This window comes from Dongia sp., from assembly GCF_041906375.1.
Lineage (GTDB): Bacteria > Pseudomonadota > Alphaproteobacteria > Dongiales > Dongiaceae > Dongia.
Genome location: NZ_JAYRJJ010000001.1, coordinates 1,171,376 through 1,191,391, shown reverse-complemented (window position 1 = coordinate 1,191,391; position 20,016 = coordinate 1,171,376). Strand labels below are relative to the sequence as shown.

General features: G+C 62.4%; 18 protein-coding genes. 8 read left to right on the top strand and 10 right to left on the bottom strand.

Annotated elements, in window-relative coordinates:
* Positions 1-13: 13 nt before the first annotated feature.
* Positions 14-1,057, bottom strand: coding sequence for a low specificity L-threonine aldolase (locus ACE3OA_RS05540; protein ID WP_374308744.1), 1,044 nt, complete (start codon positions 1,055-1,057; stop codon positions 14-16).
* A 10-nt stretch (positions 1,058-1,067) separates the two neighbouring features.
* Complete coding sequence (locus ACE3OA_RS05535) at positions 1,068-1,340, bottom strand: hypothetical protein (protein ID WP_374308742.1); 273 nt, start codon at positions 1,338-1,340, stop codon at positions 1,068-1,070.
* A 61-nt stretch (positions 1,341-1,401) separates the two neighbouring features.
* Here ACE3OA_RS05535 and ACE3OA_RS05530 point away from each other — a divergent pair, with 61 nt between their 5' ends.
* Together ACE3OA_RS05530 and rpoH are read left to right on the top strand one after the other, a co-directional pair.
* Entirely contained in the window at positions 1,402-2,379 is a 978-nt protein-coding gene (locus ACE3OA_RS05530) for an RluA family pseudouridine synthase (RefSeq protein ID WP_374308740.1), read from the top strand.
* A 156-nt stretch (positions 2,380-2,535) separates the two neighbouring features.
* The gene (gene rpoH, locus ACE3OA_RS05525; RefSeq protein WP_374308738.1) at positions 2,536-3,432 is read left to right on the top strand and encodes an RNA polymerase sigma factor RpoH; all 897 of its coding nucleotides are present in this window, start codon (positions 2,536-2,538) and stop codon (positions 3,430-3,432) included.
* A 198-nt stretch (positions 3,433-3,630) separates the two neighbouring features.
* Here the strand turns inward: rpoH and ACE3OA_RS05520 are convergent, their stop codons facing one another.
* The 4 genes from ACE3OA_RS05520 to ACE3OA_RS05505 form a co-directional block, all read right to left on the bottom strand.
* Positions 3,631-4,563 (bottom strand): hypothetical protein, encoded by a 933-nt coding sequence (locus ACE3OA_RS05520; RefSeq protein WP_374308736.1) that lies wholly within the window; start codon positions 4,561-4,563, stop codon positions 3,631-3,633.
* 529 nt (positions 4,564-5,092) lie between these two features.
* Positions 5,093-5,683 carry a hypothetical protein gene (locus ACE3OA_RS05515; RefSeq protein WP_374308734.1) on the bottom strand — a complete coding sequence of 197 codons (591 nt, stop codon included), beginning with the start codon at positions 5,681-5,683 and terminating at the stop codon, positions 5,093-5,095.
* A 13-nt stretch (positions 5,684-5,696) separates the two neighbouring features.
* On the bottom strand, positions 5,697-6,224 hold the full coding sequence (locus ACE3OA_RS05510) for a hypothetical protein (protein WP_374308732.1): 528 nt from the start codon (positions 6,222-6,224) through the stop codon (positions 5,697-5,699).
* 11 nt (positions 6,225-6,235) lie between these two features.
* Positions 6,236-6,751 carry a hypothetical protein gene (locus ACE3OA_RS05505; protein WP_374308730.1) on the bottom strand — a complete coding sequence of 172 codons (516 nt, stop codon included), beginning with the start codon at positions 6,749-6,751 and terminating at the stop codon, positions 6,236-6,238.
* Between the two features lie 167 nt (positions 6,752-6,918).
* Between ACE3OA_RS05505 and ACE3OA_RS05500 the strand changes: the two genes are divergently transcribed.
* Both ACE3OA_RS05500 and ilvD read left to right on the top strand, forming a co-directional pair.
* On the top strand, positions 6,919-7,479 hold the full coding sequence (locus ACE3OA_RS05500; RefSeq protein ID WP_374308728.1) for a hypothetical protein: 561 nt from the start codon (positions 6,919-6,921) through the stop codon (positions 7,477-7,479).
* Positions 7,480-8,317: 838 nt separating this feature from the next.
* Positions 8,318-10,168 carry a dihydroxy-acid dehydratase gene (gene ilvD / locus ACE3OA_RS05495; protein ID WP_374308726.1) on the top strand — a complete coding sequence of 617 codons (1,851 nt, stop codon included), beginning with the start codon at positions 8,318-8,320 and terminating at the stop codon, positions 10,166-10,168.
* A 127-nt stretch (positions 10,169-10,295) separates the two neighbouring features.
* On the opposite strand, the gene ACE3OA_RS05490 is transcribed toward ilvD, so the two are convergent.
* From ACE3OA_RS05490 to ACE3OA_RS05480, 3 genes are all read right to left on the bottom strand, one after another.
* Positions 10,296-10,787, bottom strand: coding sequence for a hypothetical protein (locus ACE3OA_RS05490; protein ID WP_374308724.1), 492 nt, complete (start codon positions 10,785-10,787; stop codon positions 10,296-10,298).
* Positions 10,788-10,804: 17 nt separating this feature from the next.
* Positions 10,805-12,874 (bottom strand): hypothetical protein, encoded by a 2,070-nt coding sequence (locus ACE3OA_RS05485; RefSeq protein ID WP_374308722.1) that lies wholly within the window; start codon positions 12,872-12,874, stop codon positions 10,805-10,807.
* A gap of 123 nt (positions 12,875-12,997) precedes the next feature.
* The gene (locus ACE3OA_RS05480; protein ID WP_374308719.1) at positions 12,998-13,480 is read right to left on the bottom strand and encodes a DUF992 domain-containing protein; all 483 of its coding nucleotides are present in this window, start codon (positions 13,478-13,480) and stop codon (positions 12,998-13,000) included.
* 163 nt (positions 13,481-13,643) lie between these two features.
* On the opposite strand from ACE3OA_RS05480, the gene ACE3OA_RS05475 reads away from it, so the two are divergent.
* Positions 13,644-15,077, top strand: a complete 1,434-nt coding sequence (locus ACE3OA_RS05475; RefSeq protein WP_374308717.1) for an aromatic amino acid lyase — start codon at positions 13,644-13,646, stop codon at positions 15,075-15,077.
* Entirely contained in the window at positions 15,074-15,526 is a 453-nt protein-coding gene (locus ACE3OA_RS05470; RefSeq protein WP_374308715.1) for a MaoC family dehydratase, read from the top strand. The genes ACE3OA_RS05475 and ACE3OA_RS05470 overlap by 4 nt, the downstream gene beginning before the upstream one ends.
* A 2-nt stretch (positions 15,527-15,528) precedes the next feature.
* On the opposite strand, the gene ACE3OA_RS05465 is transcribed toward ACE3OA_RS05470, so the two are convergent.
* Complete coding sequence (locus ACE3OA_RS05465; protein ID WP_374308713.1) at positions 15,529-16,221, bottom strand: Crp/Fnr family transcriptional regulator; 693 nt, start codon at positions 16,219-16,221, stop codon at positions 15,529-15,531.
* Positions 16,222-16,609: 388 nt separating this feature from the next.
* Between ACE3OA_RS05465 and ACE3OA_RS05460 the strand changes: the two genes are divergently transcribed.
* Together ACE3OA_RS05460 and ACE3OA_RS05455 are read left to right on the top strand one after the other, a co-directional pair.
* On the top strand, positions 16,610-18,511 hold the full coding sequence (locus ACE3OA_RS05460; protein ID WP_374308711.1) for a PAS domain S-box protein: 1,902 nt from the start codon (positions 16,610-16,612) through the stop codon (positions 18,509-18,511).
* A 73-nt stretch (positions 18,512-18,584) separates the two neighbouring features.
* Entirely contained in the window at positions 18,585-19,943 is a 1,359-nt protein-coding gene (locus tag ACE3OA_RS05455) for a protoglobin domain-containing protein (RefSeq protein WP_374308709.1), read from the top strand.
* Positions 19,944-20,016 lie beyond the last annotated feature (73 nt).

Below are 20,016 nucleotides of genomic sequence, written 5' to 3'. Positions count from 1 at the left end.
GATCAAGCCCGATCTAACTGGCTGCTTTGGCTAGGCTATTTGCCGTGCCGATGAAGGCGGCCACGTCTTCTGCCCGGGTGGCAAAGCTGGTCACCAGGCGGATCGTGCCGGGGGCGGCGCCCGGCCAGTCGTAGAAATCGAAGCCGGCGCGCCGGAGGCCGGCCACGATCTCGAGCGGCAGGCGGATGAAGATCTCGTTGGCCTCGACCGTGTGCAGCAGGTGAACGCCGGGGATGGGCTTGAGGCCCGCCACCAGATCGCGCGCCATCGCGTTGGCGTGGCGCGCCAGTTTCAGCCACAGATCGTTTTCGAGATAGGCGTCGAGCTGGGCGGAGACAAAGCGCATCTTGGAGATGAGATGCCCGGCCCGCTTCCGCCGGAAGCCGAAGCTTGCCGCCAGCTCTTCGTCGAAGAAGACGACGGCTTCGGCCGCCAGCGCGCCGTTCTTGGTGGCGCCGAAAGAGAGGACGTCGACGCCCGCCTGCCAGGTCATCTGCGCCGGCGTCACGTTGAGATGCGCCACGGCGTTGGCGAAGCGCGCGCCGTCCATATGCAGCTTCACCTTGTGACGTTTTGCTATCTCGCCGATGGCGCCCACCTCGGTCGCGGTATAGGCGGTGCCGCATTCGCTGGCCTGCGTCAGGCTGATCGCCGCCGGCTGCACATGATGCACGTCGCCGGCACGCGCGTTATCGAGCGCATGCGCCACATCCTTTGCCGTCATCTTGCCGCCAGCGCCCGCGATCGGCACCAGCTTGGCGCCGCCGGTATAGAACTCCGGCGCCCCGCATTCATCGACCATGATATGCGCTTCCGGGTGGCAATAGATGGCGCCGTAAGGCGGCGTCAATGTCGAGAGGGCGAGTGCGTTGGCCGAGGTGCCGGTGCTGACCGGAAAGGCCCAGACCCGGCGCTCGAAGAGATCGCCGAGGCGCTGCTCGACCCGGGCGGTAATCGCATCGGCGCCATAGGACGGCATGGCCCCCTGGTTGGCCTTCTGGATCGCGTCCATGATTTCGGGCGCCACGCCCGCCACATTGTCGCTGCAGAAATTCATGATCCTACCTTCAGGGAGTCTTCAATTCGAATTGGCCGATGAGCTTGCCGCTCTTCATATCCGCGATCAGCACCCGGCGGCAATCATCCCGCCCGCCAACGGAGAGTATGAGCCGCTCGCCCTCGGTCGCTATCTGCTCCACCCGGCAACCGTCCGGCACCGGCAAAGTGGCGAGGTCGAAGCCCGGTTTTCCCATCCTTGAGAGCCCGACGGCGATCAGGATGCCGGCGGCGGCGAGCAGGAGAATGGCGAAGCCGATCACCAATGCCTTGAGTAAGCGCATCTGCCGGGGTACTTCCCTGCTGGGTACTTCCCTGGTTTCCACATTCATCTGGCACCCCAAAATGACCTCGACCACCCCACTTCAGCTCAGCATCCCGGAAGACGCGTCCGGCGAGCGCCTCGACAGGGCGCTGGCGGCACTTCTGCCGGACATGTCGCGGAGCCGGCTCAAGGCCTTGATTGAAGCGGGTAATCTCACGCTCGAGACGAGCGGCGCGACCATAAACGAGCCCTCCTTCAGGGTCAAACCGGGCCAGACCTATCTGCTCAATGTACCCGATGCCGCCCCGCCCGTGCCGCAGGGCCAGGATATCCATCTCGACATCGCCTTTGAGGATGCCGACATCATCGTCGTCGACAAGCCGGCCGGCATGGTGGTCCACCCTGCCCCCGGCAATCCCGACAGGACGATGGTCAACGCCCTCATCGCGCATTGCGGCGACAGTCTCTCCGGCATTGGCGGGGTGAAGCGGCCCGGCATCGTGCACCGGATCGACAAGGATACCAGCGGCCTCATCATCGCCGCCAAGAACGACGCGGCGCATCACGCCCTGTCCGAGGCCTTCGCCGCCCACGACATTACGCGCGCCTATAAATGCCTGGTCTGGGGCCTGCCCAGCCCCAAGGCCGGCACGATCGAGACGCTGATCGGCCGCCATCCCACCCACCGCCAGAAAATGGCCGTGGTCAGTCGGAACGGCAAGGAAGCCATCACGCATTACCAGGTCGAGCAGAGCTTCGGCCTCGGGGCGGCCCTCGTCGAGTGCCGGCTGGAGACCGGCCGCACGCACCAGATCCGCGTGCACATGACCCATATCGGCCATCCGCTGATCGGCGATCCGGTCTATGGCCGCGCCACCATCGCAAGGCGCGCCCAGCTCTCCGATGCCGCCCGCGAGGCTGCCAAGGCCTTTCCCCGTCAGGCCCTGCATGCGGCCCTTCTCGGTGTAATCCACCCCCGCACCGGCACGTATATGGAGTGGGAGTCGGACATACCGGCCGACATGGTCGAACTGGCCCGGCTCCTCGGAACCAAATAAGCTTTTGATTTGTTTCAGGTTTCGACGGGACTTGAAGAACGGATTTGTTAACCTATCTTAATCATATCGATAACCGAGCTTCCCGGTCAGTCTTTGCCATAAAGTGGCCAAGATCTCCGGCGAAGATTGGGTATCGACAGAGAGATTGGGGAAAAAATGGCAAGCGCAACGACGACACTTCCCGCCCTTGTCGGCGAGAACAGCCTGGGCCGGTACCTCTCGGAGATCCGCAGGTTTCCGATGCTGGAGCCGACCGAGGAGTTCATGCTCGCCAAGCGCTGGCAGGAGCACCAGGACCCGGAAGCGGCGCACCGCATGGTGACCAGCCATCTGCGTCTCGTGGCGAAGATCGCCATGGGCTATCGCGGCTATGGCCTGCCCATGTCCGAAGTCATCTCCGAAGGCAATGTCGGCCTCATGCAGGCCGTGAAGCGCTTCGACCCCGATAAGGGCTTCCGCCTCGCCACCTATGCGATGTGGTGGATCCGCGCCGCCATCCAGGAATACATCCTGCACAGCTGGTCGCTGGTGAAGATCGGCACGACCGCAAGCCAGAAGAAGCTGTTCTTCAACCTCCGCCGCGTCAAAGGCCAGATCAAGGCGCTGGAGGAAGGCGACATGACGCCGGAGAACGTGACCGAGATCGCGACGCGCCTCAATGTGAGCGAGAACGACGTCATCGACATGAACCGCCGCCTGATGGCGCCGGATCATTCCTTGAACGCGCCCTTGCGCATCGACGGCGAAGGCGAGTGGCAGGATTGGCTGGTCGACGAGACCGAGAGCCAGGAAACCCGCGTCGCCGACGATCAGGAATTCGGCATGCGCAAGAAGCTGCTCGACAAGGCGATGCTGACCTTGACGCCGCGCGAGCGCAAGATCCTGGTCGAACGCCGCCTGAAGGACGAGCCGACGACGCTCGAGGACCTCTCGACCGAATTCGGCATCAGCCGCGAACGCGTCCGCCAGATCGAAGTCCGCGCCTTCGACAAACTGCAACGCTCGATCCGCAAACAGGCGATCGACGAAAAACTGATCGGCGAGATGGCGTAGAGCTTCTCACCGAGACCGGAACGGAAAAAGGCGAGCCCAAAAGGCTCGCCTTTTTGGTTTGGGTGCGTCAGCAATGCCCCCCTCCCAACCCTCCCCCCTGAAGGTGGGAGGGCTTTGCTCTCATCTCCTCCCCCCTTCAGGGGGGAGGCCGGGGGGGGGGCCGCAACCGATGACTCCCCCACCTCAATCCGCGCCCCCTTAGCTGACGATCTGGATAAGGACGCCAGGGCTGGTCACGCGGTGGCCGCCTTCTTCGAAATCCGCGACCACGCGGCCGCCATCGTCGCCCGTCCAGTAGGGGAAGTTGGCGGCGATCACCAAGCCGATCGTACCGCCCGGCTTGACGATATAGAGCGATGTGTCGAGATCGAAACCGCGGAACACGTCCTTCGCCGCGATGGCGCCGACTGCACCGAAGCCGCCATCGGATTCGTTCAAGGCCGCCGCCGTCTGGGTCAATGTGGTGGCGCTGGGTAAGAACGGCGCCTGCCCCCAATCATGAACACTCATATAGCCCTGCACCGACAGGCTCGCGGCGCGGTCGCCCGGCCAGAAGCCACCATTGACGCCCACTTCGATATAGCCATCGAAGATGACGTAGCCATGCGCGTTGATGAGCACGTACTTGTCGGTCGGGTTCTGCCAGACATAGGAGAAATGCACCCGCGCCGCGCTGTTGCGGCCGCTGCCGAAGACAAAGCCGAAGCGCGCGAAGGAGGTCCCGGTCTGGATTCGGTGCTCCGTGAGGTTGGCACCCACCAGCGAAATCTCGAACGGCGTCTGCAGCAGGAAGCGCGGCGTATCGCTGGTGAGATTGTTGAGGCCGCCCACTGCCTGAAAGCCCTTGATGCGATCGCGGCCCATGGCGTTGCGCAATGCCCCGCGCTTCCGGGAGGCCGCGACGGCAGCCTTGCGCTGCCTGGCGGCCTGCGCCTCGGCCTCTGCCGTTGCCTTGGCCGTGACGGCATCGAATTCACGCTTCAGCGCCTTCATGCCATCTTGTTGCCCCAGTATCTGCGCGACCGATTTCCGCGTGGCGGTCGATTTCGGACGCCACGTCATATCCGTCGGCGCAACCTTATCGTTGCGGGCAATCATCTTCTTCACGCGCGCGCGTTCCGTGGATTTCATGTGCCTGATCCTCCCCTGTCATTTCATTGTGGATGATGGACGCGAAGCTGGCGGGCGATGAACGCGCAAAAATCCAAGCACCGTTGGCAAGGCGCCGTCACGCAAGATGAGCGCACGCCAAGGGCCCGTACGCGAATGTCACAAGGGATTGCGTATCGCCGTGTGTGAACGCAGCGAATGCATAAAGAGCGTGGTTGCGCGGCAGATACAGTTCGTGGACTAGGATTGCGGCATTCGATGAAAGACAGAAGATGGAGCGTAGAGAATTTAAATGCGAGCGCGAAGCAAAACCCGTCTTACCTTTAGTGGAGAGGGCTAGTCGGGGGCCGGCAGCGACAACTCTCTCCTGAAAGAGTTCCCCCACCATCATGGTCGGCCGTCGGCTGCGGTCAACCATCTGCGAGTTTGTCACCGACGAGCGAAGGCACCGCATCCCTATCCGTCATGCCCGGGCTTGACCCGGGCATCCAGTATTACTGAGCGCGCAACAACTGAAAAATCGGAGTCTGACCCTGATTTTTACCCTCGGTCAGATTTTTCCCTCCATCGCTCGCTCCTTTAGCTCCTTCAAAAGCTCCTCTGGCGTCATCTCGTGGAGTTCTCTCATGATTTCGTGAAGGAAACGAGCAAGTGACGTCAAGTTCCAAGTGAGCCGATGGATATCAGCTGCCGCCTTCTTAATTTGATTCAGCCCTAAAAGCTTCTTCGTCTGCACAGTAGTGTTGCGGCGTGTATCATCCATCGTAAAGACGACTTTGTTCCGCTTAGTATCAAACGCCGTGATATAGCCGTGAGCGATTGTATGACGTATATCGATGATCGGGTTCAACTCCGCTATCAGCTTTGCACCACGCTCCTTGTGCGTCGAAAGATAGTATCGCTTTGCAAACCCCTTCTTCATGAAATCGCGCTTTTCTTCAAGCGTTCGAGGCTTCTTCGCCTGTATATGGCGCCCTTCCCCCATCAGATACAACATATCGATATTGTGATTGAGCACGGTTTCAAATATGGCGAACGACACCATTAGCTTGCCGATGGGCTGATAGAATGTTTCAAGCGTCTCGTTGTCGATTTCTTTTAGGTGAGGAGGTCCCACCCCAGTATCTGGTTTGCGGCCCATAGCGTTCTCGGTGCTAGTCTAGCGATTCATGTACCGCGATAGCTCCTTGCGCAAGGCGCGCCGCAGATTGAAGCCTTAACCACACCTCGCGCTCGGCATCCACATCGCCGATAGGTGGCTGAAAGAATAATTCAACGTCCCGCAACGCTGCGTAGACTTGCTCAATTCGTTCGATGATATCGACGCCAAGCAGTGCGTGATTCTCCCACTCACTAGGCGTCAACTCGTTAGGGATTTCGAGGTCTGTCGTGTAACCGCGCTCCGTCTCTTCCTGCAACGCAACGTCACAGCTTTCAAGCTCAGCATCAGCTACCACTTCGATACTTCTCATGATGCTCTTGATATGAAAGCGATACGCTCGCACCTTCGCCTTGTGTTGGTTCTCCGCTAGCGCTATCTGTCGCACCGCACTTTGATATGCCTTCACGCCACCATAGATCGCTCCGCCAGCCGCGATCAGAGCCGCAAGTAGCGTTAGCCCGCCCCCGATCCAGGCCGCGTCAATCGTCGCCTGGGCTTGAAGTATTGCGTCTTCGGTCATTTCCTACCCCGTCACTTCTTCAAGATCACGTCGCTCCAATTGCCCGGGTTCAACCCCTTAGCGCGCGGGTCATCCCTATCGATCACGAACGCTCTCAGCTTTACACCTTGCGGCGTTTGCTGTTCACCTGTGACGATCAGCTGGTCCTGGCGCACAATCCCTAGATCAACATCGTCGTCAGGAAGAATCATCGTCATACGATCACCGTTCTTGATCATGACTTGACCTTGATGAGGTAAAGCCGCGTGTGCCCACGTCTTGATTTGTCTGTAGTATGGGTCCTTGCGCCAGGCATCCGCTCGACCCGGATCCACAGCAATGGTGATCCTGTTTCCGCCATTGTCAGCAGTCAGAACCATCTTAGACTTGCCTGGATACCATTCGTCACCGAACTTCGAGTCGCTCAGCCAGCCGCATTGAAACGTGGTGCATTCGCTTGGCTTCGTCGCGTAGATTTTGCAACCGACGCCCACGTCACAGTGAGGGCACCATACGTTGACCGGCTTCGCGATCTCGTCAATCGCCATCACCTTGCAGCACATGGTGCAACCACCACACTGTCTTGCCATTTGCTAGCCTCCCCTACTTGCTCCCACCAAATTCCAGCCCAGATTTGTGTGCCGATTCCGCACAGGACTTTCGGTTGATTTTGATACAGTATACCACCATCAAGTGCAGCACCAGGGGTCACACCATGAGCAAAACGATCCTCATGATTGCCGATCACTTCTACAACGCTTACCGGCTGTTAGAAGATAACGAGCAAGCAGTCGCCGCAGAGATCGAAAGGGTCATGGGTGATCGCTTAGACCCAACAGACGAATTCATAGAGCGCGTCAACAATCGCACCTTTCGTCAGACAGGCATCCCAGGCGTCACGTGCATAGCATTCGCAACGGAGCTCTATCTCAAAGCGTTGGCGATGTTCACCCAAGGGAACAACGACAGGATCAACGGGCACAATACGAAAGTTCTGTTCGACAATCTTCCAGCCGCAGCCAAGCAAGAGTTGGTCGCCGCGATCCTTGCGCTGCTTCCAGAGGACAATGAAGAGTCGATTGGGCAGCGCCTAGCCGTCAATGCAAGAGCGTTCGAGGAGTTTAGATACTTCCACGAGGAACCAACCGGCAGAGACTATATGCAAGCCTTCGCCGTCGTGATCGTCATTTGCTTGCGTCGTGTGCTGGCACCGCATTACCCGCACATAACGAAAGAGCAATGGGTTGCAGATGCGTTAGCGCAACAGCAGCATTGACCCGAGATCAGCGCAGCGTTCGTCAGCTCTCAAGGCGCTCGATACCAAGTCTGATTCATTCACAAGCGCATAGACGCTATGAGACCTCGGTCATATTCACCCATCGATCAGAGACTGTTCCTATTTTGTTCTTGACTCTGCCATAGGAATCCGTTACTATACAAACTGCGCGCACTTGATCACGAGTACGGCCGGTTCGCCGGTCTTGGGCAATCGTTCGACTGTTCGCCGGCACAGGCTTCAGCTCTCCCGTGGGGTGACCCGCGGGCAGGTCGGTGGGGATCAACCCGGTGTTCCGCGCGTCTTGCGGCATGCCTGGGCCCCACGTCAGGCCGTGGCGATACATCGGCAGCCTGGAACGACCCCGCTTGAAAGCCGGGGGATAACCGTCGTTCCCGCCAGGATCCGGGCGCAATCCGATCCCCTGTGAGCCGCCTCAAGGTTACGCGGCTCCCCTGCGGGCCGCCCGGGTCAATCGGCCTTCCGCACGCCCGCGCTGGATCAAGCGGCGTCCCCTCGTCCCGCTGGGTGATGCGGTTCCCTGTGATCGGCAGGCCAAGCGATCGGCGCAGCCGGCGGTCACGCGTCGTCCCACCGCCTACTGTTCGAGCGATTGCCCCCGACCGATTGATGGCCGACTGGCTTGCAACACCGACGCAGAGAGCCGCCAAGGCGGACGACACGACAATCGAAAGGGTAGCAACCATGCCTCATGACCGCCTGCGCGGCTTGCACGGCTCCGTTCCTTGACCCTCTTCGCCGCCTGCCATATGACATTTTCGACACATAACCATAGGCAGCGGGCAGCCGAAGGCCCGCGCGCCCGAAGGAGAAAATCATGCCCGCTTACCGTTCCCGCACCACGACCCATGGCCGCAACATGGCCGGCGCCCGGGGCCTCTGGCGCGCCACGGGCATGAAGGACGGCGATTTCGGCAAGCCGATCATCGCCGTGGTCAACTCCTTCACCCAGTTCGTGCCCGGCCACGTCCACCTCAAGGATCTGGGGCAGATGGTGGCGCGGGAGATCGAGGCGGCGGGCGGTGTGGCCAAGGAGTTCAACACCATCGCGGTCGATGACGGCATCGCCATGGGCCATGACGGCATGCTCTATTCCCTGCCCTCGCGCGAGCTCATCGCCGACAGCGTGGAATACATGGTCAACGCCCATTGCGCCGACGCCATGGTCTGCATTTCCAATTGCGACAAGATCACGCCGGGCATGCTGATGGCGGCCCTGCGCATCAACATCCCGGTTGTGTTTGTGTCGGGCGGGCCGATGGAAGCCGGCAAGGTGATCCTGAAGGACAAGACCGTGGCGCTCGATTTGGTCGATGCAATGGTCGCGGCGGCCGACGACAAGTATAGCGACGCCGAAGTGGAATCGATCGAACGTTCCGCCTGCCCCACCTGCGGCTCCTGCTCCGGCATGTTCACGGCCAATTCGATGAACTGCCTCACCGAAGCCTTGGGGCTGTCGCTGCCCGGCAACGGCTCGACGCTTGCGACGCATGCGGATCGGAAAAACCTCTTCCTCGAAGCCGGCCGGTTGATCGTTGATATCACCCGTCGGTACTACGAGGAGAACGATGCCAACGTGCTCCCGCGCAATGTGGCGACCTTCAAGGCGTTCGAGAACGCCATGAGCCTCGACATCGCCATGGGCGGCTCGACCAACACGGTCCTCCATCTCCTCGCTGCGGCACACGAGGCCGGCGTCAACTTCACCATGGAAGACATCGACCGCCTGTCGCGGAAAGTCCCGTGCCTGTGCAAAGTGGCCCCGGCCAAGTCCGACGTGCATATGGAAGACGTGCACCGTGCCGGCGGCATCATGGCGATCCTGGGCGAACTCGACCGCGCCGGCCTGCTGCATGGCGACGAACCCACCGTGCATTCGACATCGCTGCGCGACGCCCTGCGCCGCTGGGACATCGCCCAGACCAACAGCGAGAGCGTGCAGAAATTCTTTCTCGCCGCCCCCGGCGGTGTCCCGTCGCAAACCGCCTTCAGCCAGGACAAGCGCTGGAAGGAACTCGATCTCGACCGCAAGGGCGGCGTCATCCGCAATGCCGCGAACGCTTTTTCGAAGGATGGCGGCCTCGCCGTCCTCAAAGGCAATCTGGCACTCGATGGCTGCATCGTGAAGACCGCCGGCGTCGATGAGAGCATCCACGTCTTCGCGGGTCCCGCCCGTGTCTATGAAAGCCAGGACGATGCCGTCTCCGGCATTCTCTTAGGCGAAGTGAAGGCCGGCGACGTCGTCGTCATCCGGTACGAGGGCCCACGTGGTGGGCCGGGCATGCAGGAAATGCTCTATCCGACCTCGTATCTGAAGTCGAAGGGCCTCGGCAAGGAATGCGCGCTCATCACCGATGGGCGTTTCTCCGGCGGCACCTCCGGCCTCTCCATCGGCCATGTCTCGCCGGAAGCGGCCGAGGGCGGGCTCATCGCCCTCGTCGAGAATGGCGACCGGATCGAGATCGATATTCCCTCGCGCGGCATCAAGCTTGCCGTCGCCGACAATGTGCTGGCAGAGCGCCGCAAGGCGATGGAGGCCAAGGGCAAGGCCGGCTGGAAGCCCAGCAACAACCGCAAGCGCAACGTCTCGCCGGCGCTCCGCGCCTACGCCGCCTTCACCACCAGCGCCGCCCGCGGCGCCATCCGCGATGTCGATCAGGTGAAGTAAGAGCGGGGCCTGAACCAGCCCCCCACCCGACCTCCTCCCTGAAGGTGGGAGGAGATTTGAGCGAGCTGTTGGCGTGAAGCCCTCCCACCTTCAGGGGGGAGGGTTGGGAGGGGGGCCGGGGCCTGTCTCACTCCTCCGCTTCTTCCTTCACGACCTGCTGCACGCCGTAGATGCCGCGCACGGGCTCGCCCCATTCCTCGACGAGGCGGTCCTGCTCCTTGAGGACATGGCGCATGCGCAGCGCCGTCTGAGTTTCGGCGATCTTGGCGATGACGATGGGCATGCCGCCGAAGACGACCCAGCCGACCCCGGCACCGGTCAAGGCGCTGAGCCAGCCCAGGCTGTCGCTCAAGGTCGGGCGGATGTCGCCCATCCCCTGCCCGGCCGCCCAGATAGCGTTTAGGAAATAGAGGCAGCCGATGAGATTGAATCCGCCCACCGTGATCGAGAGGCGCTTCCCCGGCGAGCTGTCGACAACGCGCGCGACCAGGGTGGGCAGCATGCCGACCCCCACGACCACGGCGCTGGGCAGGAATACCAATCCGATGAGCAGCACCGGGATGAACAGCACCCAGGGCTTGATTCCGGTCGGCGCGCCGGCATTCGCGTTATCGGCCATGTGCGAGCCTCCGCATCCTAGAACAGCACCGCGTAAAGGCCATAGGCAGCCAGCCCCGCGCTGCAGCTCAGTGTTGCGATCATTGCCGCCGCCTTATGGGCGATGCCGCGAACGCGCGAGGTTTCGGTCAGGCCACCATTGACCAGCCACGAACGGCCGCGTTCGAGATTGGCATATTGCTGGACCGCCTGGGCGAAGCCATCATCATCGGCGCGGCGCAGCGATCCGTCGCCGTCGAGCAGCAGCAGCATCTCGTCGAAGCGGCAGTCCCTGGCATGAGTCTCGATCTCGCTGCGGATGTGGTTGCGCATCCCCGTATTGTGGAAGGAAGCGATCACCGGCTCCAGCATCTCGACGATCACCTGCGCGAGGCGCGGCAGTTCATATTGCTGGTGCACGCGCTGCACGATGGCGATGAGGCGCAGGATGGCCGTGCGATAGCCGATCTCGTCGGCGCGATTGGCGAGCCCGATCATCTCGTTATCCATCGAGCGCTTCATGTTGGTGGCGATGAAGGCGGCGATGTGGCGGTCCATCGGCAGCGTGCCATGCGGGGCACCCGGAATGGCCGCGTCGATCGCCGGCAGCAGATCCGCCGTGTTGACCACGTAATAATCGCTGATCAGCGATGATTTGCAGGGCGTGCCGCGATCCAGTTCATAAAGCACGCGTTCGATGCCGTAGCCGGGCGCCTGGCGATCGATGACCTTGTCGATCATCTCCAGCGCGCGGCGCATCTGCATCTGTTCCGGGCGCAGATTGGGCTGTTCCTCGAACCAGGCATGGGGCAGGCGCGCATTCATCATGTCGGCGATCTGCTGCACCTTCTCCTTGCGCTCGTAGTAATGCGAGAGCATGGCGCCCATGCCCATGATCGTGGTGCGGATGTCCTTGTAGCAAAGCGGCAGCTGCACGCCCATATGGATGATGAAGCGCGCCACCGTGCGGTCGCGGATGCCCGATTGCGGGCCGTAGGCTGCCGAGAGGCCCTGGATGCGCAGCATCTTGTCCGGCGCCTTTTCGTCGCCGAAGCCGCGCTTGTACCAATTGTCGAAGTCGCCCCCGGCCAGAAGTGCAATCGCCTCGTTCCAGTGCCGCGACATGGCATGTGCCATCGCCGGCTTGTTGAGGTATTCGCCGCCGCAGAACTTCAAGGGCCGGGAAGAGCGCTGCGGTATGCTGGGCAGGGTCGGGTTGAAATGGGCACCCGTCATCCAGCCTTCGAGATGCTTGATGGTCCAGCGATCCGAGACCTTGTCGCAGAGCACGCCACGGAACAGTTCAGCCAGGCTCGGCGCCAGCTTCTCGCCGCCGGCCAGTGTCGAGAAGGAGCCGGAATTGATCTTGGCATTGATGATCTGCTCGTCGCTGAGATGCGCCACCGGGTCGCGGCCCATATAGAGCATCAACGCGGTGACGCCGATCGCATAGATGTCGTCGGCGATCGAACCGACACCGCGTCCGATCGGATCGGACATCGCATTGTCGATTGTCTCCAGCGCCGCCGGCTGACTGGCGCCCGGCGGCGAGGCAAGGCAGTCGCCGAACATCAGGTCGCCCGAATTACCGCTCTGGAAATAGATGTTCTGCGGCCTGATGGCGCGGTGCGGCGCGCTGATCAGCACCAGGTCGCGAACGAGCTGTATGGCCGGTTGGATGAAATTCTTGATCAGCTGCGTTTCGCCGAGCTGCGGCAGCTGGCCGTTGGGCCCCATCAGCTTCTCGCCGGCCGGGATCGAATAGATGAAGGCCGGGCGGCGGCCCCACAGGATCTCGCTGCCTTCGACGCCGACCGGCCAGTCGATGATGGCGGCCGAGACCGGCCACATCAGATAGCTGCCAGCGGCATTGCGGGCCGGGAACAGGCCAAGGCCGCGGTTGGAAAGATGACCCGGCGAAATCAGGGCAAAGACCTTGCGCGAGGGATCGACGCGGTCGGTGGCGGCGTAGGCTTCGGCCATCCCGCTATCCATGGCAGGCAGGCGCTGACCCGGCGCGATCTCATAGCGATCGCCCAGTTCCACCGCTTCCTTGATGCTCACCGCCGCCATCAGCCCATCCCGGTCAGGCAAATTCTGCCGCGCCACGGAGGGATTCCGGGCGGGTCCAGGGTAACCCAGGATACCAATGCAGTTTTGATGCCGGACTGGTTAATAAGGGGTTAGGCCCCAGACGAAAATCCTAGGGGCCGAAATCCGAGAAGGCGGCGGTTATTTCCCCACCGCCAGGGTGAGCTTGGCGACGCCGGCGGCGACGTTGACGCCGATGCTGCCATTGACGGTGACCGGCTGCAGGGCGATCTGGCGCGCGTTGCCGCCAAAGAGCGCGTTGGCGCCCACGCCGAGGCCCGCCGCCACGTCGGCACCCGCACCGGCATAGGTGCCGGAAAGCGCACCCGGTTCGACATGGCCAGGCGCCAAGACGCCCCAGAACATGCGCGATTCGCGGCTGAAGCCGATATCGAGGCCCCAGCGGCGGATTTCACCGTGGTAATGCTCGGACGTCCCGTCAGCGCGCTTGAAGATGCAGGCCACGCTCCGGTTCGACCCGATGATATAGCCGACCCCCTCGCCCACCTGGCAATCGAGCACGCCGATATTGACGCCCGTGCCGGCCGCCTTGGCCGACGGCAGGGCCGGAACCAGCAGGGTGGCGGTGCAGGCAAGGGCTGCGATCAATCGCGACAAGCTCATCTCTCTCTCCCGAATCGGCGGCGCTGCCGGTTAGTCCAGTGTATGCGCCGCCTGCCCCCCTCAACAGGCCCTTTCGGAGAAAGTTCCACCTCGTTTTGGCGCTCCTGCGGGACCTGGGAATCGATTAAGACTGGCAGGATCCCCAGGAAAGAGGCCTGCCTCCATGCCGCTCGAACTCAACCGACGAACCGACCTCACGCTCGCCACCTATCGCCGGGTTGCCTGGGAAGGCGCCGCGGTGCGTCTCGGGCCCGTGGCGCAGGCAGCGATGGCCAATGCGCGCGCAGCCTTCATCGCGCTCCTCGATACCGATCCGGACATCACCATCTATGGCGTCACCAGCGGCTACGGCCAGCATGCCAACAAGCGCTTCACCGGCGAGGCGCGGCGCCAGCATGCCCAGCGCCCGCCGCGCAGCACGGCCGTGGCATTCGGACCGCCGGCGCCGGAACGGGTCGCCCGCGGCATCATCCTGGCGCGCCTCGCCAACTTCATCGAGGGCCATGCGGCGGTGACGCCGGCCCTGGCCGATCAGGTGGCGGGCCTGCTGGATGGCGCCCCCCTGCCCCAGGTCTCCATCAGCGGCCAGGGTGGCGCCGGCGAAATCCTGTGGATGGCGCCGCTCATCATCGATCTCGCCGAAAAATTTCCGCTGGGCGAGAAGGATGCGCTGTCGCTGATCAACGGATCGCCCGCGGCAAGCGCCCTCATCGCCGATGCGGCGATCGCCATGCGGCGGCGCCTCGATCTCGCCGAACGTGTCTTCGCGCTGTCGGCCGAGGCGATCAAGGCACCGCTCGAAGCCTATGACGCAGCCTTCGAGGATCTGTGGGGCGATCCCTTTGAAGCACAGGCGTTGCAGCGGCTGCGTGAGCTGCTGGCCGGCGGGACCACGCCGCGCCGCCCCTATCAGGCACCGGTCTCCTATCGCATCCTGCCGCGCGTCCTCGGGCAGATGCGCCGTGCCGTCGTGCAGGCCGAGGAGATCGCGCAAGGCTCGCTGCAATCGGTCACCGACAACCCAGTCTTCCTGATGCCGGATGCAGCGCATGCCAAGCCCCGCGTCTACAGCAATGGCGGCTATCACAATGCACGCGCCTATCCGGCGCTCGACAATCTCGCCGCCGCCGCGACCGACCTTTGCATTCTTGCCGAGCGGCAGAACACCAAGCTGCTCGACGGCCGCTATTCCCTGCTGCCCGACCAGTTGCAGGCGGCGGACGAGGCCTATATCGGCATCGTCGGCTTCGTCCAGGTTGGCTATGCCGAACAGGCCAAGCGCGCGGCCCAACGCACCTTCCTGCCGGGAAGCGAAGCCGGTGGCTTCGGGCAGAACGACGTGGCGCCGCTCACCGGCCTTGCCTGGAAGGCGCAGGAGGAAGTGGGAGTATGCCTTGAAGCCGCCCTGGCGATGCTCGGTGCCGTCGCGTCGCAGGCGCTCCACATGACCGAGCGCGCGGCGCCGCCCGCTTTGGCGTCGACATTGACGACGATCCGCGCCGCCTTCCCGCCGATGACCGCCGCGCGCGTCTTCGGACCCGACCTCAAGGCGCTGGCCGACACATTCCGCGCGGAAATCTATGGAAATGTCCCATGACAGACGCCCTCTATCTCGAAGATCTCACTGTCGGCCAGACCTTCGTCAGTCCGACCCACGCGCTCGACGCGGCGCAGATCAAGGCCTTTGCCGGTGCCTTCGATCCGCAGCCCTTCCATCTCGATGAAACGGCGGCCAAGGGAACCTTCTTCGGTGGCCTCGCCGCCAGCGGCTGGCATACGGCGGCCATCACCATGAAACTGCTGACGGCGACCACGCCCGGTATCGCCGGCGGTCTCATCGGCGCCGGCGGCGAAATCTCCTGGCCCCAGGCAACGCGGCCCGGCGACGTGCTGCAGGTCACGAGCGAAATTCTCGAGGTGAAGCCGTCACGATCACGGCCCGAGCGCGGCATGGTGACGATGCGCAGCGAAACGCGCAACCAACGCGGCGAGGTTGTGCAGGTGCTGGTTTCGAAGCTGGTGGTACCGAAGCGGCACCCCGGCTGAGCCTACAGCCGACGCAGCGCGGCGCGGTCCAAGATCTCCAGCCGGCCGCGATGGAGCGAAAGCACGCCCTCGCTGCGGAAGCGGCGCAGCACGCGCCCGGCATGAATCGCGGTAAGCCCCAGCGCGTCGGCGATGTGCGTCTGCCCGAGCGGGAAGAACATCGGGTTGCCGGTGGCGATGCCCTTGGCTTCCATGCGCGTGACCAGTTCCAGGATCAGCCGGCCGACCCGTTCATAGGCCGTGCGCCGTCCGAGATCGGTCAAGCGTTCATCTGCGGCGGCCTGTCCGGCCATGCACCAGACATCGGCCTGGCGCGATACCTGCGGATGGCCGGCCACGAAGTCAGCAAAGCAATGGCGCTCAAACGCGCAGGCCGTCACCGAAGTCAGCGACTGCACCGAGAAGGCTAGTCGGTCGAGTGTCAGCAGCGGCAGTGCAATCGGATCGCCGGGCAAAAGGAAAGAGAGAATCTGGCGACGGCCACCGGGCAGCAACTTATAGCGGAACGCCCAGCCGTCGAAGATAACCAGCATTTCAGGTGCGACTTCACCTTCGCGATAAATCGTACGTTTGGCTGGGAAGTGACGATGACCGGTGCGTAACCCTTCCATCTCGGAAAGAGTCTGCTGTTCACTGCGGTAAAAGGCGGTCTTCAATCGTGGACATTGGGCACAGGAGATGGGCAAGGCGGACATTACCGTCATTCAATCGCACTCACTCGATCACTTTTGCTGAGTTCACTCACTACGCCCAGGCACTATTGTTAGTCCGAATTCTTAAAAATTTGACACCTGCGCGCGGTCGACAATGTCAACGTGACGTAATGACAAGTCCAACAGCTCTTTGCATACCTAAGTACATCACCCAGATTTTCATCATTCCCCTGCATTTGTGACCAATTCTAATTATCATGCAGAGACGCGGACAAATCGTCGCAGATCGACACCGCGCGAGTTGAACACCTCCCTCTAAGAGGCGCGCAAGAGATGTAGCATGGCAGCCAAACAGCCAGCTTCTCGAGCATTAGATAGAAATACAAATCGCCTGAACAAGGCCGTCGCCCCGCGTGATTTTGGCACGTCCTTGATCATCGATGGCGCCACCAGCGCCACCATCCTCATTCGCCCCAATGGTCGCATCGCGCATTTCGGCGACGGCGCAAGGCGATTGTTCAAATATAAAGTCGAAGACATCATCGGCGAGCCGGTCAGCCGACTCATGCCACAGATCGACAATCTGCTCGAACATGCCACGAGCAGCACCCGACAACCGCCGGTGTGGCGGCGCATCACCGGACTGACCAAAAGCGGCCGCAACCTCGAATTGAAAGTATCCTGTCGGCGCCTGCGTTTCGACGGCAAGCCCTATATTGCTGTCACGCTCGATGATACCGCACCGGCCAGGCGCATGCGCGAACAACTGCGCGCGACGCAGACGCATCTCGCCAAGATCGCCGAACTGAGCGATGACGGCATCATCTCCGTCACCGTCGACGGGACCATCAAGCTGTTCAGCCACGGCGCAGAGCGCATGTTCGGCTATGAGGCGCGTGATGTCATCGGGCGCAAGCTCGACATGCTGTTACCGGCGAGCCTCCGCGCGATGCACGCCAAGCATATGAGCGATTTCGTCGCCAGCAAGGGCCAGACGCGCCGCATGGGGCAGCGCACCGAGATCCTTGCCATGCGCAAATCCGGCGAGACCTTTCCGGTCGACGCTTCGATCATGCATTTCACCTTCGGCGGCCAGAGCATGCTGACCGCCATCCTGCGCGACGTGACCGAGCGCAAGCGCAATGAGCAGGCGCTGAAATCGAGCGAGCGCCTGTTCCGCGCCGTCTTCGAGCAGACCTTCCAATATGTGGGCCTGCTGACGCCGGAGGGAATCGTCGTCGAACTCAATCGCAGCGCCCTCGAAATCGGCGGCCTCACCCGCCACAGCACGGTCGGCCGCCCCTTCACCGAAGCGGCCTGGTGGCACCAGAAGCCATCCGCCGGCAGGCAAGAGCTTGAAACCCTGATTGCGCGCGCTGCGGCCGGCGAGACCGTGCGCCAGGAGTTGGAGATCCAGGGCGTGGACCTGCGCACCCATGTCGTCGATTTCTCCCTGAAGCCCATCCGCGACGAAAACGGCGCCGTCACTCTCTTGATCGCCGAAGGGCGCGACATCAGCGAAAGGGTCGGCGCCGAAATTGCGCTGCGTGAGGCGATGCAGCATGCCGAGCTGGCCAATCGCGCCAAGTCGGAGTTCCTCGCCAACATGAGTCACGAATTGCGCACGCCGCTCAATGCCATCATCGGCTTTGCCGAGGTCATGCAGCGCGAAACCTTCGGGCCGCTCGGTTCCTCGCGCTACCGAACCTATTGCACGGACATCCACGCGGCCGGCACCCATCTCCTCAATGTCATCAACGACGTGCTCGACATGGCCAAGATCGAAGCCGGCAGGCTCATGGCGCATGACGAGGAAGTCGACATAGGCAGCGCCATCTCGACCAGCGTGCAGATGGTGCGCGACCGTATCGAGGCCGCCGGCCTCTATCTGACTCTGGAGGTGGCACCCGAGCTGCCGCTGCTGATCGCCGATGAACGGCTGCTGAAGCAGATGCTGCTCAACCTTCTTTCCAATGCCGTCAAATTCACGCCGAAGGGTGGCATCGATGTCAGCGCCCGCCTGGCACCGGATGGCAAACTGGTTATCGCGGTCGCTGATAGCGGCATCGGCATGGCGCCCGCGGACATCCCCAAGGCGATGCAGGCTTTCGGCCAGATCGACAGTGCCTTGAACCGCAAATTCGGCGGCACAGGGCTCGGCCTGCATCTCGTACGCAACATGGCCGAGTTGCAGGGCGGCACGCTGCAATTGGAAAGCGCCCTTGGCGTCGGCACCACGGCGCGGCTCGTGTTCGAGGGCACCCGGTTGCAGCCGATTCCGACCGCGGGCCAATCCGAGGCACGGTCCGAGACACGAGCAAGCGGGCGCTAGATATCGTTAGGAGCACCACGACGCACGATCAGCTTATCCGTCGAACCTTCAAACAAGCAGGGGAGTACGCGAATTGGAACAGATTGCGGCCAAGGCCATACCGGCCACAGAAGAACATGCCGAACGATTGAGCTATCTCGGCATCACGGCAGAAACGTGCCGCCTGCTGCGGGATTTCTGGCCGACCGTGGCACCGGCACTTCCGGGCATACTCGAAGACTTCTATAATCATGTCGCCCAGATTCCGGCACTCGCCGCTCTCATCGGCACTCAACGCGCGCGCCTGATGAAGGCACAGTCCGCACATTGGGAAACACTCTTCTCCGGACGCTTCGACCAGGGCTATTTCGACAGCGTGCGCGCAGTCGGTCATGCGCATAACCGGATCGGCCTCGCCCCGCGCTGGTATATCGGCGCTTATGGCTTTGTGCTCAGGAAGCTGCTGCTGCTCGCCGCCCGGCAATATCCCTTTTCCCGCGCGCAAAGCGGCGCCTTGAGCGGCGCCGTCACCACGGCTGTGATGCTCGATGTCGATCTGTCGCTCTCGACCTATCAGGAAGCGCTGATGGAGGAACGGCAGAAGCGGCAGAAGCAGGTGACCGAAGCCGTCAACGATTTCGCCGGCATCATCCAGAACGCGCTGCAATCGGTCGACGGCGCGGCGGTGGAATTGCAGGCCATGGCGAAATCTCTGGGCGACAGCACTACCTTGACGACGAACACAGCGCGCACCGTCACCGACGCATCGCAACAGGCAACCAGCAACGTCCATGCCGTGGCGGCGGCGACCGATCAGCTATCAGCCTCGATCGTCGAGATCAGCAACCAGGTACAGCAATCGAAGGGCATTTCCGGCCAGGCGGTGACGGAGGCGCGTAATGCCGACGGTTCCGTCCAGGGTCTGGCACTGGCGGCCGAAAAGATCGGCGATGTGGTGAAGCTCATCAACGCGATTGCCGAGCAGACCAACCTCCTCGCCCTCAATGCCACGATCGAAGCGGCCCGCGCGGGCGAGGCCGGCAAGGGCTTCGCCGTCGTCGCGTCGGAAGTGAAGAATCTGGCCGGACAGACCGGCCGCGCCACCGAGGAGATCGGCGGCCAGATCTCCACCATCCAGGAGGAGACGCGGAAATCCGTGACGCTGATCGACAGCATCACCGGCACCATCGCCCGCATGAGCGAAGTCACCTCGACCATCGCGGCGGCGGTCGAGCAGCAGAGTGCCGCCACCCAGGAGATCGCCCGCAACGTGCAGCAGGCCGCCGACAGCACCAGTTCCGTGGCCGGTCACATCAACGGCGTCAGCAATTGCGCCGCCGAAGCCGGCGAATCCGCCACCAACATGCTCGTTGCCGCCAACGAACTCACCCGCCAGACGACCCTGGTCCGCCGGGAGATCGAGACGTTCTTGCAGCGGGTGGAGGGATGTTGAGTTTTTGCACAACTGTCATGGCCCGCGTAGGCGGGCCATCCACGAGTTTGCAGCCGCGTAAATAAAGTAACTC